This window comes from Streptomyces sp. NPDC060000 (assembly GCF_042737375.1).
Classification (GTDB): domain Bacteria; phylum Actinomycetota; class Actinomycetes; order Streptomycetales; family Streptomycetaceae; genus Streptomyces.
Window position 1 is genome coordinate 1 of record NZ_JBHWUU010000045.1, and the last position, 15497, is coordinate 15497.

The 15497-nt window shown below is 72.5% G+C and carries 15 protein-coding genes; all 15 read right to left on the reverse strand.

The window, feature by feature from the left end; translation table 11 throughout:
• Positions 1 to 126 precede the first annotated feature (126 nt).
• Positions 127 to 1200, reverse strand: coding sequence for a beta-ketoacyl synthase N-terminal-like domain-containing protein (locus ACFWBB_RS23135; protein WP_385275763.1), 1074 nt, complete (start codon positions 1198 to 1200; stop codon positions 127 to 129).
• Positions 1201 to 1205: 5 nt separating this feature from the next.
• A complete protein-coding gene (locus tag ACFWBB_RS23140; RefSeq protein ID WP_385275559.1) occupies positions 1206 to 2462 on the reverse strand; it encodes a beta-ketoacyl-[acyl-carrier-protein] synthase family protein in 1257 nt (418 codons plus the stop codon).
• Between the two features lie 50 nt (positions 2463 to 2512).
• Positions 2513 to 2794, reverse strand: coding sequence for a phosphopantetheine-binding protein (locus tag ACFWBB_RS23145; RefSeq protein ID WP_385275562.1), 282 nt, complete (start codon positions 2792 to 2794; stop codon positions 2513 to 2515).
• Positions 2795 to 2911: 117 nt separating this feature from the next.
• Complete coding sequence (locus ACFWBB_RS23150) at positions 2912 to 4456, reverse strand: acyl-CoA carboxylase subunit beta (RefSeq protein WP_385275766.1); 1545 nt, start codon at positions 4454 to 4456, stop codon at positions 2912 to 2914.
• A gap of 77 nt (positions 4457 to 4533) precedes the next feature.
• A complete protein-coding gene (locus tag ACFWBB_RS23155; RefSeq protein ID WP_385275565.1) occupies positions 4534 to 5346 on the reverse strand; it encodes a hypothetical protein in 813 nt (270 codons plus the stop codon).
• Between the two features lie 2 nt (positions 5347 to 5348).
• Positions 5349 to 6362 carry a 3-oxoacyl-[acyl-carrier-protein] synthase III C-terminal domain-containing protein gene (locus tag ACFWBB_RS23160; RefSeq protein ID WP_385275568.1) on the reverse strand — a complete coding sequence of 338 codons (1014 nt, stop codon included), beginning with the start codon at positions 6360 to 6362 and terminating at the stop codon, positions 5349 to 5351.
• Positions 6356 to 7762 carry an NDP-hexose 2,3-dehydratase family protein gene (locus ACFWBB_RS23165; protein ID WP_385275571.1) on the reverse strand — a complete coding sequence of 469 codons (1407 nt, stop codon included), beginning with the start codon at positions 7760 to 7762 and terminating at the stop codon, positions 6356 to 6358. The genes ACFWBB_RS23160 and ACFWBB_RS23165 overlap by 7 nt, the downstream gene beginning before the upstream one ends.
• Positions 7763 to 7768: 6 nt before the next feature.
• A complete protein-coding gene (locus ACFWBB_RS23170) occupies positions 7769 to 8557 on the reverse strand; it encodes an NAD-dependent epimerase/dehydratase family protein (protein WP_385275574.1) in 789 nt (262 codons plus the stop codon).
• Positions 8554 to 9537 (reverse strand): dTDP-glucose 4,6-dehydratase, encoded by a 984-nt coding sequence (gene rfbB, locus ACFWBB_RS23175; RefSeq protein ID WP_385275577.1) that lies wholly within the window; start codon positions 9535 to 9537, stop codon positions 8554 to 8556. Before rfbB ends, ACFWBB_RS23170 begins: the two co-directional genes overlap by 4 nt.
• Complete coding sequence (locus ACFWBB_RS23180; RefSeq protein ID WP_385275580.1) at positions 9534 to 10577, reverse strand: Gfo/Idh/MocA family protein; 1044 nt, start codon at positions 10575 to 10577, stop codon at positions 9534 to 9536. The genes rfbB and ACFWBB_RS23180 overlap by 4 nt, the downstream gene beginning before the upstream one ends.
• Positions 10574 to 11641: a glucose-1-phosphate thymidylyltransferase gene (locus tag ACFWBB_RS23185; protein WP_385275583.1), complete on the reverse strand. Its 1068-nt coding sequence runs from the start codon at positions 11639 to 11641 to the stop codon at positions 10574 to 10576. Before ACFWBB_RS23185 ends, ACFWBB_RS23180 begins: the two co-directional genes overlap by 4 nt.
• Before the next feature lie 46 nt (positions 11642 to 11687).
• Positions 11688 to 12833 carry a glycosyltransferase gene (locus ACFWBB_RS23190; RefSeq protein ID WP_385275586.1) on the reverse strand — a complete coding sequence of 382 codons (1146 nt, stop codon included), beginning with the start codon at positions 12831 to 12833 and terminating at the stop codon, positions 11688 to 11690.
• Complete coding sequence (locus tag ACFWBB_RS23195) at positions 12830 to 13294, reverse strand: acyl-CoA carboxylase subunit epsilon (RefSeq protein WP_385275589.1); 465 nt, start codon at positions 13292 to 13294, stop codon at positions 12830 to 12832. Before ACFWBB_RS23195 ends, ACFWBB_RS23190 begins: the two co-directional genes overlap by 4 nt.
• Positions 13295 to 13336: 42 nt before the next feature.
• Positions 13337 to 13912, reverse strand: a complete 576-nt coding sequence (locus ACFWBB_RS23200; protein ID WP_385275592.1) for an NADPH-dependent FMN reductase — start codon at positions 13910 to 13912, stop codon at positions 13337 to 13339.
• A gap of 118 nt (positions 13913 to 14030) precedes the next feature.
• Entirely contained in the window at positions 14031 to 15485 is a 1455-nt protein-coding gene (locus ACFWBB_RS23205; RefSeq protein WP_385275595.1) for an MFS transporter, read from the reverse strand.
• Positions 15486 to 15497: the final 12 nt, after the last annotated feature.

Genomic DNA, 15497 nt, shown 5'->3' on the forward strand with positions numbered 1-15497 from the left:
ACCCCGGGCCCGCCGCCCCCCGGGCGGGCCGGGGTCGCGGGGGGCCGGGGGCGGAACCCGCGGGCGGGGTCCCGCCCGCGTCCGTGGGCAGGGCGCATCGCCTCCCCGCCGGTGCGCGCTCCGGCGTCAGGGCCCGGCGACGCGCAGCAGGGCGGCGGCGGCCATGCCGCTCGGGTCGACCGAGGTGATCACCGCGGTCCGTCCCGCCGACGCCGGGTCGTGCTCGGCCAGGCTGAGGACCGAGGCGATCTGGAACGCCGAGGACGCCGAGTGCGTCTCGCCGATCAGGTCCGCCACCGGTGGGATCAGCGTGTCGTCGCCGAACACCTCGGTCAGCAGGGCCCGTTCGGCCCGGCCGGCCGCCTCGGCGGCACCGGAGGGCGACACCGCCCAGACCTGGTCCGGCTTCTCGTCCACCGAGGAGAGGACCCCCTCGACGCAGTGCCCCACGGCCGCGCCCCAGTCGCCGTCCACGGCCATCCGGGTCCGCACGGAGAGCACCGACGCGAGCGGCCGGGTGCCGGGCGCCGGCTCCATCCCCAGCAGGAAGATGGCGCAGCCCTCGCCGAGCACGGTGTCGCCCTCGTCCTCCAACCGTCCGTGGTGCTCCACGAAGGACCGGGCCGGGGAGAACTCCTCGGCGGCCCCGCAGAGCACCTGCCGGGCCCGTCCGGTCAGCAGCAGCCGACGGGCGTAGGTCAGCCCGACGATGCCCGTCGGCCGGCCGGCGCCGATCGTGCTGTTCGGGCCGCGCAGGCCGTACCAGATGGCACAGCGCCCGGCCGCGCCGTTCATCACCGCGTACGGGATCGTCGCGGGCTCCACGTGGTAGGGCCGAGCGCCGGTCAGGGAGCTGTGGGTGATCTCCATCGAGCTCTGCATGCTGCCCGCCGTGGTGCCCAGCACCAGCGCGACGTCGTCGGCGCCGCCCTCCGGATGGTCGACCTCGTCGAGAACGTGGCCGACCGTCGTGATCGTCAGGCCGGTCACCCGGTTCATCATCCGGGTGCCCTTGCGGCCCAGGCTCTCCCGCACGTCGAAGCCGGGGACCACACAGCCGTGCGTCTCGGGCACCTGCCACTCGTCGGGGTCCAGCGGCCCGCTCGTCGCCCGCCGTCCGGCGACCCCGGCGGAGAACGCCGGCCGCCCGACACCGAACGGCGAGGTCGCCGACCATGTGCTGATCACCGGATAGGGCATGCCGGTCACCGTGCCTCCCTGTCGTAACGGCCGAGTACGACCACGGAGTTGTTGCCGCCGAAGGCCAGACCGTTGTTCTGCACGATCCGCAGGTCGGCCGGGACCGACTCGTTGGGAACGCAGTCGATCTCGCACTCCGGGTCGGTCTCGACATGGTTGATCGTCGGCGGGATGAAGCCGTGGGTGATCGCCAGCGAGCAGGCGATGGTGGCCAGCGCGCTCGCCGCGCCCATGGCGTGGCCCAGCATCGACTTCAGCGAGATGGTGCGGGGCGGCAGATTGTCGTAGACCTCGCGGATCGCGCGCGACTCGGTCGTGTCGTTGGCCCTGGTGCCGGTGCCGTGCGCCGAGATCAGGTCGACCTCCTCGGGGGCCACTCCCGCGTTCTCCAGCGCCGAGGTCATGCACCGGGCGACGCTGGACTGGTCGGGGACGGCCGGGTGGTGCGCGTCGCAGCTCAGTCCGTACCCGAGGACCTCGGCGTAGACGCGGGCGTCACGGGCGAGCGCCGACTCCAGGCTCTCCAGCATCACCACCCCGGCACCCTCGCTGTTGAGGAGCCCCCGCCGGTTTTTGTCGAACGGCCGGCACACATCGGGGGCGACCGTGCCCAGCCGGTAGAACGAGACGAAGTTCTTCAGACAGATGGCGTCCGCCCCGCCGCACAGGGCGAAGTCGGCGTCGCCGACCCGGATCGCGTCGAAGCCGTTGCCCACCGAGTAGTTGCCGGCCGAGCAGGCGGTCCCCAGGGTGAGCGCCTCGACGTCCGTCAGGGAGAACTCCCGGGCCACCGCGGCGGACAGCCCCTGCACACCGAGCCGCCGCGCCAGCGCACCGTTCACCGCCGACGGATCGCCCGCGACCCGCTGGGCCACCAGGGTGTCGGCGTCGCGGGACTCCCCGTCGGTGGTGCCGATGGAGATCTGGCCGCGCAGCCCGCGCAGGTCCTCGTCGGTGAGGCCGGCGTCCTCCACCGCCATACGGGCGGCCGCCACGGAGAACTGGGTGGCCCGTCCCAGCTTCTCCACCGCAGTGTGGTGGATCCATTTCTCCGGCTCGAACGCGGCCACCTCGCAGCCGTTGGCGTATTCGAAACCGGTGGTGTCGAAGGCCGTTATCGGTGCGACGCGGCTGCGCCCGACACGCAGTCCCTCCGTGAACTCAGCGACACCCGTGCCGATGCTGGAGAAAACACCGAGCCCGGTGATGACGACGCGTTGGGACGCCGGCCTGCGGTCAGCTCGGGAAAGAGCTGAATTCATGAGTACCCCTCAAGGGTCGATTCCGGTTCCTCTGTATTCCCTGGCGGGCGCTATTTGGCCTTCGCCTTCGTCCCCTCGTTCGCCTTCTCCTTCGCCTCGGCAAGCACCTCGTAGATGCTCTCGAGGTTCACCATGCGCTTCATCTCGACCTGCTCGATGGAGACTTGGAGGGCGACCTCGATGGCGGCCAGGATCTCGATGGAGCGCAGGGAGTCGGCGTCGTGCTCCTCGGCCAGCAGGCTGGTCTCCGTGACCTCCTCGGGTTCCACCTCCAGGATGTCGCAGACGATGTTCTTCACGTACTTCCGGGTCGCTTCGTCGATGACGGTCACGATGCCTCCAGTGAGGAAAGGAAATGAATTCGCCGTACCAGCTTTCCGGGTCGGCGGCGGGCGGGCAAGGCACCCTTTTCTAAGATTGCGCGAAATCCGAAGGGCGGAGTGTCCTGTTCACTGCGGCGGATTTCCGTGCTTGCGGGACGGCAGTTCGGCGTGCTTGTCGGCCAGCATCGTCAGCGAGCGGATCAGCACCTCACGGGTGGCCGCCGGCTCGATGACGTCGTCCACCAGCCCGCGTTCGGCCGCGTAGTAGGGGTGCATCAGCTCGGCCCTGTACTCCTTGACCATCTCGGCCCGTACGGCGTCGGGGTCTTCCGCCTCCGCGATCTGCCGGCGGAAGATGACGTTGGCTGCGCCCTCCGCGCCCATCACGGCGATCTCGTTGCTCGGCCAGGCGAAGGTGAGGTCGGCGCCGATGGACCGGGAGTCCATGACGATGTACGCCCCGCCGTACGCCTTGCGCAGGATGAGGGAGATGCGCGGCACGGTGGCGTTGCAGTAGGCGTACAGGAGCTTGGCGCCGCGCCGGATGATGCCGTTGTGCTCCTGGTCCACGCCGGGCAGGAAACCCGGCACGTCCAGCAGCGTGACCAGCGGGATGTTGAACGCGTCGCACATCTGGACGAAACGGGCGCCCTTCTCCGACGTGTCGATGTCCAGCACCCCGGCCATGGACTGGGGCTGGTTGGCCACGATCCCCACCACCTGGCCGCCCATCCGGGCCAGCGCGCAGATGAGGTTGCCCGCCCAGCGCTCGTGCACCTCGAAGTACTCGCCGTCGTCGACGATCTCCTCGATGACCCGGCGCATGTCGTAGGGCGTGCCGCCGTCGAGCGGCACCAGGTCCGCCAGCGACTCGCAGCGCCGGTCCGGCGGGTCGTCGGCGGGGACGGACGCCGGGTGCTCGCGGTTGTTCTGCGGCAGCATCGACAGCAGATAGCGCACGTCCTCCAGGCAGGACTGCTCGTCCGCGTGCGCGAAGTGCGCCACGCCCGAGGTCGAGCTGTGCACGTCGGCACCGCCCAGCCCGTTCTGCGTGATCTCCTCGCCGGTCACCGCCTTCACCACGTCGGGCCCGGTGATGAACATCTGCGAGGTCTCACGGACCATGAACACGAAGTCCGTCAGCGCCGGACTGTAGGCCGCGCCGCCCGCGCAGGGGCCGAGCATCACGCTGATCTGCGGGATCACCCCGGAGGCCCGGGTGTTGCGCTGGAAGATCCCGCCGTAACCGGCGAGCGCACTGACCCCCTCCTGGATCCGCGCGCCGGCGCCGTCGTTGAGGGACACCAGGGGCGCGCCCGCCGCGAGGGCCATGTCCATGATCTTGTGGATCTTCGCGGCGTGCGCCTCGCCGAGCGCGCCGCCGAAGATGCGGAAGTCGTGGGCGTAGACGAAGACCGTCCGGCCGTTCACCGTGCCCCAGCCCGTCACCACCCCGTCGGTGTACGGCCTCTTGGTCTCCAGCCCGAACCCGGTCGAGCGGTGCCGGCGAAAGGCCTCCACCTCCGTGAAGGAGCCCTCGTCGAGCAGCAGGTCGATCCGCTCGCGCACGGTCAGCTTGCCCTTGGCCCGCTGGGCCGCCGTCGCCCGTTCCCCGGGCCCGTCCAGGACCGACTGCCTCAACGCGGTCAGCTCCGCGACCCGGTTGTGCATCGTGGCGGGTTCCGCCACGGTCTCCGCGATGCCCTCCGGTCCCTCGGTGACGACCTGCCGCTGCGTCGGCGGCGCGCTCATCGGCCCCGCTCCAGGACGGCCACGTGGGCGGTGCCCGACCGGGGGTCGGTGTCGCACAGCACCAGGGTGTCGTACTCCTCGCGCCAGAGCGTCCAGTGCTCGGCCAGCGCCGTCCAGACGCTGGTGCAGTAGCTGCCGGGAGGCACGCGGTGGCATGCGACGCCCGCGGGCATGGCGTCGGGGTCGGTCCAGGGGCCCGTCACCACCAACGGACGGGAAGCCGTTGCCGTCAGTTCGGCGAGCCGCGGTCCGAGCAGTGCGGCGTCGCGCAGCCGGGCGACCGAGGAGACCTCGCCGAAGCCGGTCCCGCTGTCGAACAGCAGCAGGACGCCCGAGTCGCGCAGCGGGACGCCGTCGTGCACCACGGGGTCGTGGGCCGGCAGCGTGGTCTGCTCCAGCACCGCCAGCAGGAACGTGGAGGAACCGCCCGTCTTCTCGTGCGCCGCCCCGATGCGCAGCGCGGTGAAGGCCGCGCCGAGACCCTGTTCGGTGACCGAGAAGCACTGGTCGGCCCGGCCTCCGGTCAGCAGCCCCAGGTAGGCCGAGACCGATCGGACCGGGTTGAGGTCGGGCAGCGCCGCGGCCAGCACGACCAGATCGGGTCGGGCGGTGCCGGCCGGGAGCCGCTCGACGAGCAGGTCCGCCATCCGGGTGTGGTCGGCCTGGGCGCCCGCCCGCAGCAGGTCCTCGTCCAGCTTGCCGCCGAAGAGTTCTACGAGGTCGCGGTTGTAGCGCAGGACGGTCTCGTTCACCTGGTAAGGGGCGCCGGGCGGGGTGACCACAGCGCCGGCGTGAAGTCGCAGAGGCACGGTTACCGGCCCTTCGTTTCTGTGGTGACGCCCGTGCCGACGACGGCCCGGGGTCGGCCCGGCGCGTCCTGGGCCGTGGCGGTGAAGACCATGGCGGTGAAGGTCGAGCCGATGCCCGTGGCCAGGAACATGTAGCTGCGGCCCGGCACGAGACGGCCCTCGTCCCGCAGCGTGACGTAGTTGACCATCAGGTCCGCCGTCAGGCAGTGGCTGTAGCGGGGGATGTTCTCCAGGTAGAGCTTGTCCGGCGGCCAGCCCAGGTCCTGGACTATCTGCCCCCAGAACGTCCGGTTGGGATGCGTGGGGATCACGACGTCGATGTCGTCGAACGAGCACCCGGCCGCCTCGACGGCCTCACGGATCAGGTCGGCCATGACGCCGGGGCGTTCCGCGCCCGCCACCCGGTGCTGCTCCGGCGTCATCTCGACGCCGGCGGCGTACTCGCCGAAGGTGCGCACCGCGAAGGAGCGGACCGGATCGCCGGGCCCGTTCCACGACAGCAGACAGGCGCCCGCCGCCTCGCCGATGACACAGGAGTTGAAGATGATCTGGAGGTCCCGGGTGAAGATCTTCTCGCCGGTCAGGACCAGCGCCCTCGCCTCCGGATCGCCGTCGGCCTGGAGCAGCCGCCCGGCGACGTCGATGGCCGAGACCGTGCCGGCGCAGTTCTGCTGGGTCAGCGCGAAGGCCGTGGCGTGCTCCAGGCCCAGCATTGCGAGCATCTCCTGCACCGGGTCCACCGTGGACGGACCCGTGTGCGGCACGGCGTGCGGATACACGACGTACCGCACCGAGCCGAGGTCGACGTCCGCGAGCACCTTCCGCGCGGGCGGCAGCACCAGGTCGTACAGGCTCAACTCGGGGTCGTAGCGCAGCTTGTCGAGGCCGTGGATGCCGCGGAACAGATGGATCTGGGCCGGACTCAGGCCGAAGGCCTCGCCCCGCTCCTCCACGGTGGTCGTGCGTTCCGGCAGGAAGATCTCGACGGCGTCCAGAGTGAGTGTGCCGCTCAGCATGACGGCTCCTTTCCGGTGTCCATGGCGTACAGGCAGGCCAGCAGCGTGCGTGCCTGGACGTTGATGTAGTGGGCGTGCCGGACCAGCCAGGTCAGCTGGCCCGCCGTCACCCAGCGGAAACCCTCCGGCTCCACCAGCGGGGCCTCGTCGTCCGTCGCCTCCACCACCAGGTAGCGGCTCTCGGCGTTGAGGAAACGGCCGCCCTCCTCCGAGTGCACGGCGGCGTAGCGGATCCGCTCAGGCCCCGCGCAGAGCACCGTGTCCAGGAAGCGCGGTCGTCGCTCGGGCGGCAGATGGGCGACGTTGCCCGGCCCGCACTGCACGGTCGGCCCCAGTTCCACGGTGTCCAGGAACCCGCCCTCCACCCGGGCGTGCACCAGGTAGTGCGGCATTCCGCCGATGCGCCGGGTCAGGAACGCGGTGACTCCCCGGCCGCGCGGCTCGAACAGCGGCTGCGTCCACGAGGTGACCTCGCGGCTGCCCGCCCGCACCGACACGGCCACCACGTCGAAGTACCGCTCGTGCTCGTGCCGGATGCGAGACTCCTCCCGCACCCAGCCCTCCACCCGCGCCAGCGGCATCAGCTCGGTCGTCACGTCGTGCCGCGACCGCTCCCCGGTGATCCAGGACAGCAGTTCGGTGTCGGAGTGCAGCGCCTCCGGCGCGGCGGCCGGGAGGGGCAGGCAGGACAGGACGGTCCGGGAGTCCATGTTGACCAGGTTGTCCCGGCGCAGCAGGGCGTGGATCTGCCCCAGCGTCAGCCAGCGGAAGTCGTCGTGCGGCTCCACCGCGCCGTCCGTCTCCACGATCAGGTTGCGGTTGGCCTTGCGGTAGAACCAGGAGCCGTGCTCCGACTGGAGCGTGTCCGCGACGACCCGCTCGGGCCGCAGGAAGTGCTCCAGGTACCGCACGGGCGCTCCCCGGTGCACCCGTGTGTAGTTGCTGCGGGTGGCCTGCACGGTGGGGGAGAGCTGGAGCAGGTTGGGATTGCCCGGCTCCATCTTGGCCTGCATGAGGAAGTGCAGGACCCCGTCGAACTCCTTGGCGAGGATGCCGAGGATGCCCACCTCGGGCTGCTCGATCACGGGCTGCTGCCAGTCGGTAGCGGGCTCGCCGCCGACGTGCGCGCTGAGCCCCCGGACCGTGAAGAACCGTCCGCTGCGGTGCCCGAGGTCGCCCGTGCCCGGATCGAACGACCAGGCGTCGAGCCGGGCGAAGGGGATGCGCTCCACCTCGAAGCGGTGCGCGCGGTCGCGGTCGGCCAGCCAGCCGGGGACGTCCTCCAGGCGGAGGTCCGCGCCCTCCGTGGTGGCGGCGGACCGGGCGAGCCGGCCGGGCAGCCGGGCGTTGTCTCTGGGGCGCGGTGAGACGAGCACGGGGCTCGCTGCGTGCCGGGTCATGGGTTGCTACCTCTCCGTTCGATGGGGCGCCTGGGCCACGGAAGTCGCGTAACCGTCCAGCACTCCGCGGTAGTAGTGCGGTCCGAACCTCAGGGCGGCCACCTCGGGGACGAGGGAGCGCAGCCGGTCGACGCCGACCGTGCACCCCGACCCGGTGTCCCGGAACTCCCGTCGGCAGACCAGCCCGAGCCGCTGTTCCAGGTGGTCGACGACCGCCGAGACCGGCACGGCCGTCCCCGAGGCGACGTTGACGACCGTGTTCCGCACGTCGAGCGCCAGCAGCCGGTCGACGACGGTCACCACGTCGGCCACGCCGATGAGGTCCCGGGTGGCGCGCAGCTGGACCTGCACCAGGCCCTCCCGCAGTTGCCGTACCAGCGTCGGCAGCAGCTGATGCGGCGGCTGCCCCGGCCCGACGACATGGCTCAGCCGCAGCACCAGGTGGTCGGCCCCGGACGCCCGCAGCCGCCGCTCCAGGGCGAGCTTGTGCCGTGCGTACGGGGTGCCCGGTACGACCGGCATGTCCTCCCGGCCCGGCCCCGCGGTGGTGCCGTACATGCCGGTGGAGGCCGTGGAGAAGAACACCAGGCGCCGGCCGAGGGTGCGGCACGCGTCGATCGTCTCGTCCAGGAGCTCCGCCTCCCGGGCGAACTCCTCCGGTGCCGTCGTGCTGGCCAGGGAGACCCCGGCGGCCAGGATCACCGTGTCGGCGTGCCGCTCGGCGACCGGGGCCAGGTGGCGGGCGAGGAAGCCCCGCCCCACCACGGTGCCGGCCGTCGCCCGGCCCGCGCTCATGAGGCCGACCTCGCCCGGTCCTTGACGGCCTTCCACCAGTCCGGGTTGTCGCGGTACCAGGCGGCGGTGGCGGCGAGGCCCACGTCGATGCCGATGCGCGGCACGAAGCCCAGCTCGTCGCGGATCTTCCCGGCGTCGAGCGAGTAGCGCAGGTCGTGGCCCTTGCGGTCGGCGACCCGCTGGATCATCGACCGGTCGCCGCCGCACAGTTCGAGCAGCCGCTCGGTGAGCGCCAGGTTCGTCAGCTCGGTGCCGCCGCCGATGTTGTAGACCTCCCCGGCTCCGCCGCCCGTGAGCACCGTGTGCAGCGCCCGGCAGTGGTCGTCCACGTGCAGCCACTCGCGCACGTTGGTGCCGTCCCCGTACAGCGGGACCGGGTGGCCCTCCATGAGGTTGGTGACGAACAGCGGGACGACCTTCTCCGGGTGCTGGCGCGGGCCGTAGTTGTTGGAGCAGCGGGTCACGGACACATGCAGTCCATGGGTGCGCCAGGCGGCGCGGGCCATCAGATCGGAGGCCGCTTTCGAAGCGGCGTAGGGCGAGTTGGGCAGCAGCGGGCTCTCCTCGGTCCAGGAGCCCTCGGCTATGGAGCCGTACACCTCGTCCGTGGACACGTGCACCATCCGCGGGACGTCCGTGGCGCGGCACGCGTCGAGCAGGCTCTGGGTGCCGGACACGTTCGTCCGGACGAACTCCGCTGCCGACAGCAGCGACCGGTCGACGTGCGACTCCGCGGCGAAGTGCACCACCGCGTCGTGACCGGGCAGCACCTCGAGCAGCAGCGGCAGGTCGCAGATGTCGCCCTCGACGAAGTCGAGGCGGTCGTGGGCGGCGGGCAGGCTGATGCGGTTGCCCGCGTACGTCAGCTTGTCGACCACCGTGACCCGGACGCCCGCGGTCCCTGGGTACACGCCCTCCAGCAGGCGGCGGACGTAGGCCGAGCCGATGAAGCCCGCCCCGCCCGTGACGAGGATCCTCATGAGTACTCCGTTCCGGAAAGCGATGGACGGGCGTGCGCGAGACCGAGATCCGCGCCGCGCCGCACGTCGGCCAGCAGGTCGGCCTGGAGCAGCGCGGCTTCCTCGGCCCGGCCGGCCGGCCGGGGCAGCGGGCCGGTGCCGGCCGCGCGCACGGCCCGGGCGAACTCCCGCACGGTGTTGGCCACTTGGTCGTCGGGTTCGAGCACGACCTCCCGGGTCCCGGTCGCGCCCGTGACACGCAGCACCGGGCGCCGGTCGGCCGGCGGGGTGAAGGCGTGGTCCACCGTGATGCGGCCCGCGCTGCCCCAGAGTTCGTACGACGAGCGGTAGGCGTGGTCCATCCCGAAGTCCAGGTGGGCGCCGACACCGTCCGGAGTGCGCAGCAGCGCGCTGCCGGCAGTGTCCACCTCCCGTCCGTGGCGGTCCCGGGTCAGTACCGCCCCCGCGACGCGCAGTCCGGCCCCGAGGAAGTGGACGGCGGCCCGTACCGGGTACACGCCGACGTCCCACAGCGCTCCGCCGCCCAGCTCCGGGACCAGCCGGATGTCGCCGTCGGGGCGGCGCGGCACTGCGAACGCCGCGTGGAAGGACCGCAGTTCACCGATCACGCCGTCGTCCACCAGACGGCGTACGGCCGCGTGCTGCGCGTGGTGGACGAACATCACGTTCTCCCGCAGCACCAGTCCGCGCCGACGCGCGAGGGCGAACAGGGCGCGGCTGCGCTCGGGGTCGGTGGTCAGCGGCTTCTCGGCGAGCACGTGCTTGCCCGCGCGCAGGGCCGCCTCCACCCACTCGGCGTGCAGCGCCACGGGCAGCGGGACGTACACCGCCTCGACGTCCGGCAGCGTGACCAGCTCCGCGTAGTCGGCCACCGCCCGGCACCCGTACGGCATCGCGGTCCGCGCCGCCGTGTCCTCGTCGCGGCTGGCGACGGCGGCGATCTCCGTGTCCCCGAGCGCCGCCATGGCGGGCAGCATCCGGCGGCGCGCGATGTCCGCGCAGCCCAGGACGCCGATGCGGACGGGACACCGCACGCTCACCCCGCCACCTGGACCCGGCTGTGGTCACCGATCACCAGCCGACGGCGGTTGTCGTCGTCCGTCACCGGACCGACCACCGCGAAGCGACCGATGACCGATCCGTGCAGCCGGCCGGCCCGGTGGATCTCCGCGCCGTCGAGCACGATCGAGTAGTCGAGGTGCGAGCCGGTCAGGGCGCAGCCCCGGCCCGCCGAGGTGTGCGGACCGATCACGCAGTCCTCCACCCGGGTGCCCGCCCCGATGACCGCAGGACCCTCGATTCTGGACCGCACCACCGTGGCGCCCGGCTCCACGACGACGGCCCCGCTCAGTTCGCTGGCCTCGTCCACCTCGCCGTCGATCCGCCGGACCAGGCCGTCGAGGAGCTTGCGGTTGCACTCCAGGACGTCGTCGATGCGGCCGGTGTCCTTCCAGTAGCCGTGGTACCGGCCGGCCCGCACCTCGGCGCCGTCGGTCACCAGCCACTGGATGGCGTCGGTGATCTCCAGCTCGCCACGCTCACTGGGTTCGATCGCGGCGATCGCCCGGTGGATGTCCGGGGTGAAGAAGTACACGCCGGTCAGGGCGAGGTCGCTGCGCGCCTCGCGGGGCTTCTCCACCAGCCGGCGCACCGTACCCTCCGGGTCCATCTCGACCACCCCGAAGGCGGACGGATCGGCCACCTTGTGCACGACCACGTGCGCGGCGGGACGGACGCGGGCGAACTCCTCGGCCGCCTCGGCCACGCCCTCGACGAGCATGCAGTCGCCCAGGTACATCACGAAGTCGTCCTCGCCCAGGAAGTCCCGGGCGACGGACACGCAGTGGGCGAGCCCGAGCGGCTTGTCCTGCCGCAGATAGGTCAGGCGGGCGCCCAGCCGCGAGCCGTCGCCGAGCACCGCGGTGATCTCGGGTTCCCAGTCGCCGACGACGATGCCGATGTCGGTGACGCCGATCGCGACGATGTTGTCCAGGACGTGTTCGAGGACCGGTTTGTTGGCGACCGGGATGAGCTGCTTGGGCATGGAGTGGCTGAACGGCCGCAGGCGGGTGCCCGCCCCGCCCGACAGCACCAGGGCTTTCATCGGAAAATGCCTCCTCGTACGGCCGCGGATCGGCCGTCCGTCGCGGTCACAACTTCTCAAGCACGCCGACGAGTTCGGCCGGCGGCGGCATCTCGGAGATCTCCCGGGCCAGGGCTTCGGCCCGCTCGGTGTAGGAAGGCCGGGTGAGCAGCGCGCGACAGGACTCCGCGACACGTGCCCGGTCGGCCTCGCCGGGGTGCAGGGCGATGCCCGCGCCGTAGGCGGCCAGCCGCCGTGTCGGTGGGCCGAGGATGCCCCACTGCGGCAGCATCAACTGCGGAACGCCCGCGTACATCGCGGTGAGGGTGGTGACCCCGCCGGCGTGCCCCACCAGCAGGTCGCAGGTGCGCAGTACGACGTCCAGCGGGACCCAGCCCGCGCGCACGCCCGGCATCTCGGCCCGCAGGTCGGCTGCCACGCTCTCCGGTGCGGCGATCACCACCTCCGCGTCCAGTGCCGTCACATCGAGCGCCAGGTCGCGCAGGAACTCGTAGGCCTCGCGCAGGTACGCGGTGCCGTCGTCGTTGGCGACCCGGCTGCCGGCCGTGACGCACACCCGGGGCCGCTCGCCCCGCGTGTACATCCACGGCTCCAGCGCGCGCTGCGTGTTGGCCGGCCGGCAGGCCATCGGATGGGCGGGCGTCGCGTCCGGGGGCCGCAGGCTGGGCGGGCAGACATCGATGAACAGATCCGGCGTGGGCAGCCCGGACAGACCCAGCCGCTTCAGCTCCGGCCGGAGTTCCTCCTCGCCGCCGGGATCGATACGGGTCGCCTCGACCGCGTCCCAGGCATGGCGCACGTACGGTACGCCCAACTGCCGGGCGAGCAGGCCGGCGGCGTACATCATGGTGCCGCCGACCACCAGGTCCGGGCGCCAGTCGTGCGCGAGATCGGTCAGGGGGCCCAGGGTGGCGGCCGCCATCCGTCCGAACCAGCGTCCGGTGAAGGCCGGCTGGTCCTCGGGGTCGGTCGGCGGGGTCACGGGCGCGCCGTCCCGGTCCCGGTAGATGAAGTCACGGATCGGAGAGGACGTCATGGAGACGGCGGGGAGGCCGACCCCGGCGACCACCGGCACGATGTCGCCGACGGCGGCCATGACGACCTCGTGCCCGGCCCCGCGGGCCGCGGTCGCGAGCGGGGCCAGCGCGAACACGGTGGCCGCGCTCCCTCCGGCGACGAAGAGGATCTTCACAGCGCGCCCCGTTCCGCGCGCCGGGGACGCCGGTTCGACTGCCAGCTGTGGGCGGTGCGGTAGCCGAGCCCGCGGTCGTGCCGGCGCCAGCGCGGGGCCGACCGCAGCGGGGCGTGCTCGAGGGGACCGGCGGCGTCGGCCCGTGCCAGCAGCACGGCGATCACGGCCGCCAGTTCCTCGGCGGTGGGCCGGCCCCGGTGCACGCGTACCAGTTCGGTGACGGGGTGCGGCCCCTGGTCGCGGGGCGCGGGGCCGGCCGGGGCCGGGCCCGCGGCCTCTGCCGGGTCCGGTGCCGCGGCCCCGGAGCCGGCTCGCGTCCCGGTGTGCTGGCCGTCGTCGGCGGGGCCCCCGAGGCCGGGCACGACGACCACGACGTCCACGACGTCACGGACGCGGACCGTCGCGTCGGCACTCTGTTCGGACGGGGCTGGGAAATGCTGGAGCAGGCCGGTTGCCGGCACGGTGTCCCCCTTGGCGTAGGCGTGGCGGTGGGGTGGCTGCGGTCAGATGCTGTAGGGGTGGGCCTGCCGGCCGGTGCGGAGGGTGCGTGCCCACCACACGAGCTGGTCGAGCATGGTTTTGGCGGCGGCGTCGCAGCCCGCGGGCTCCACCGGGAACTGGCCCTGCTCGCCCAGCTGCTCCCAGACGTTGTGGAAGCTGACGGTGTCGCGCACGCCGACCGTGTGCGTCTCGGCGAACACCTGACGCAGCTGCTCCACCGCCCGCAGGCCGCCGGCCATGCCGCCGTACGACACGAAGCCCACCGGCTTCGCCTGCCACTCGGTGCGGAAGCAGTCGATCGCGGTCTTCAGGGGAGCGGGGAAGCTGTGGTTGTACTCGGGCGTCACCACCACGAAGGCGTCCGCCCGGGCCAGTCGCGGCGCGACCGCGGTCACCTGCGGTGAGGAGGCGTCGAGGTCGCTCGGAAGACCGGCCTCGGCCAGGTCGATCAGGTCGACGTTCAGGTCGTCGTGGCCGCCGGCCCGGTCGGCCAGCCAGGCCGCCACGAGGGGCCCGATCCGCCCCGAACGGGTGCTTCCCACGATGACGGCCAGATTCAGCGCAACGATGTCCGACACGGTATTCCTCTCGAACGGTGGGGGTACTGGCTCGGCTGCGTACGTGCCGCGCGGCGGCGATGCGGTAACGGAACCCGATGCCACAAGTGGCTTACAGGGCACAGTTGGTGATGGACCGTCAGTCGTCCCGGCGCGCCGGGACGACTGTCCGGTTCGCCCCACGGCGGGGCGCTCTCGCGGCCACGGCGACCGCGAACCCGGCCACCGCGACCGAGGTCACGAGGACGAGCGCGGTGCGCCGTGCCCCGTCCGCCCCCGCGGCGAGCAGGGACGCGACCAGCGCGGTCGTCAGGGCGCCCGCCACCTGCACCGAGGTCTGGTACAGGGCGCCGGCCGAGCCGCGATCGGCGTGCCGCACGCCGGACATGGCCTGGGTGTTGAGCGCCGCGAACTGCAGGACGAAGCCCAGCCCCACCAGCAGCAGGGCCGGAAGCGTCGAGGACGCGTAGGAGGGGTGGTCACCGGCCGCCAGGCACCACAGATATCCGGCGGGCGGCGCCCAGGCGCCCAGCGCGATGAGCGGGGCCGGTCCGAACCGGCCCACCAGCCGCCCGGACATCCCCGTCGCCACCGCCGCCGCCAGCGGCAGACTCGCCGGCAGCAGCCCCAGACCGGTGGCGAGCGGTGACCAGCCCAGGCCGGACTGGAGGTCGAAGGTCACGACGAACAGGAAGCCCAGATAGGAACCGTTGAGCGCCGCGGCCCCCAGCGCCGACCACAGCAGCGGCCGGTCGGCGATGAGCGCGGTGCGCAGCAGCGGCCGTGGTGCGGTCCGCTCGATCCGCACGAACGCCGCGCCCAGCGCCAGGGCCGGCAGCAGCCCGGTCAGCGTCAGCGGATCCGCCCACCCCGCGCCGGGCCCCCGGGTCAGCGCCCAGGCCAGCGCGAGAAGGGCACCGACGAAGGTGACGGCACCCGGCACGTCGTAACGAAGCACGGCCGATCGCACTGGTGGTTGTGGCTCGGGTTCCTCGCCGGGGGCACGGCCGGGGATCAGCCGCAGCCCGAACAGGAACAGTACGAGGGCGACCGGCCCCGGGAACAGGAACGTCCAGCGCCAGCTCACCTCGGTCAGCAGCCCCGACAGAACCAGCCCGGCCGAGAACCCGCCCGCTCCGAACAGCGAGTAGACGGACACCGCCCGGTTGCGCGCAGGACCCGCGGGAAAGGCGTCCGCGATGATCGCCAGCCCGGTGGGCGCGGTGAGCGCGGCGCAGCAGCCCTTCACGAACCGTCCGGCGATCAGCAGCGGCCCGCTCGTCGCCAGCGCGCCCAGCACGGACGCGACGGCGAACACCAGCAGCGCCGCCAGATACACCCGGCGCCGGCCCAGCACGGCGACCAGCCGCCCCGACGGGAGCAGCAGGCCGCCGAAGCCGAGGGCGAAGCCGCTCACCACCCAGCCCAGGGCGGTGAGCGACAGGCCGAGGTCGGCGCCGATCGACGGCAGGGCGACAACGGCCACCGACACCTCCAGGGCGTCCAGGAGCATGTTGCCGGACAGCACGAACAGCAGGCCGCGTGGGAAGACGGTCCCGGTGGAGTCGGCCGTGGCGGCCCTGTCGGTGGTCATGCGCGTGCTCGC

What these genes read in the sequence shown, in the direction of transcription:
- ACFWBB_RS23160 (WP_385275568.1), bottom strand. Translation starts at nt 6,362, where the DNA reads ATGCTGAGCGGCACACTCACTCTGGACGCCGTCGAGATCTTCCTGCCG.
- rfbB (WP_385275577.1), bottom strand. Translation starts at nt 9,537, where the DNA reads ATGAGGATCCTCGTCACGGGCGGGGCGGGCTTCATCGGCTCGGCCTAC.
- ACFWBB_RS23185 (WP_385275583.1), bottom strand. Translation starts at nt 11,641, where the DNA reads ATGAAAGCCCTGGTGCTGTCGGGCGGGGCGGGCACCCGCCTGCGGCCG.
- ACFWBB_RS23170 (WP_385275574.1), bottom strand. Translation starts at nt 8,557, where the DNA reads ATGAGCGCGGGCCGGGCGACGGCCGGCACCGTGGTGGGGCGGGGCTTC.
- ACFWBB_RS23140 (WP_385275559.1), bottom strand. Translation starts at nt 2,462, where the DNA reads ATGAATTCAGCTCTTTCCCGAGCTGACCGCAGGCCGGCGTCCCAACGC.
- ACFWBB_RS23135 (WP_385275763.1), bottom strand. Translation starts at nt 1,200, where the DNA reads ATGCCCTATCCGGTGATCAGCACATGGTCGGCGACCTCGCCGTTCGGT.
- ACFWBB_RS23205 (WP_385275595.1), bottom strand. Translation starts at nt 15,485, where the DNA reads ATGACCACCGACAGGGCCGCCACGGCCGACTCCACCGGGACCGTCTTC.
- ACFWBB_RS23165 (WP_385275571.1), bottom strand. Translation starts at nt 7,762, where the DNA reads ATGACCCGGCACGCAGCGAGCCCCGTGCTCGTCTCACCGCGCCCCAGA.
- ACFWBB_RS23150 (WP_385275766.1), bottom strand. Translation starts at nt 4,456, where the DNA reads ATGCACAACCGGGTCGCGGAGCTGACCGCGTTGAGGCAGTCGGTCCTG.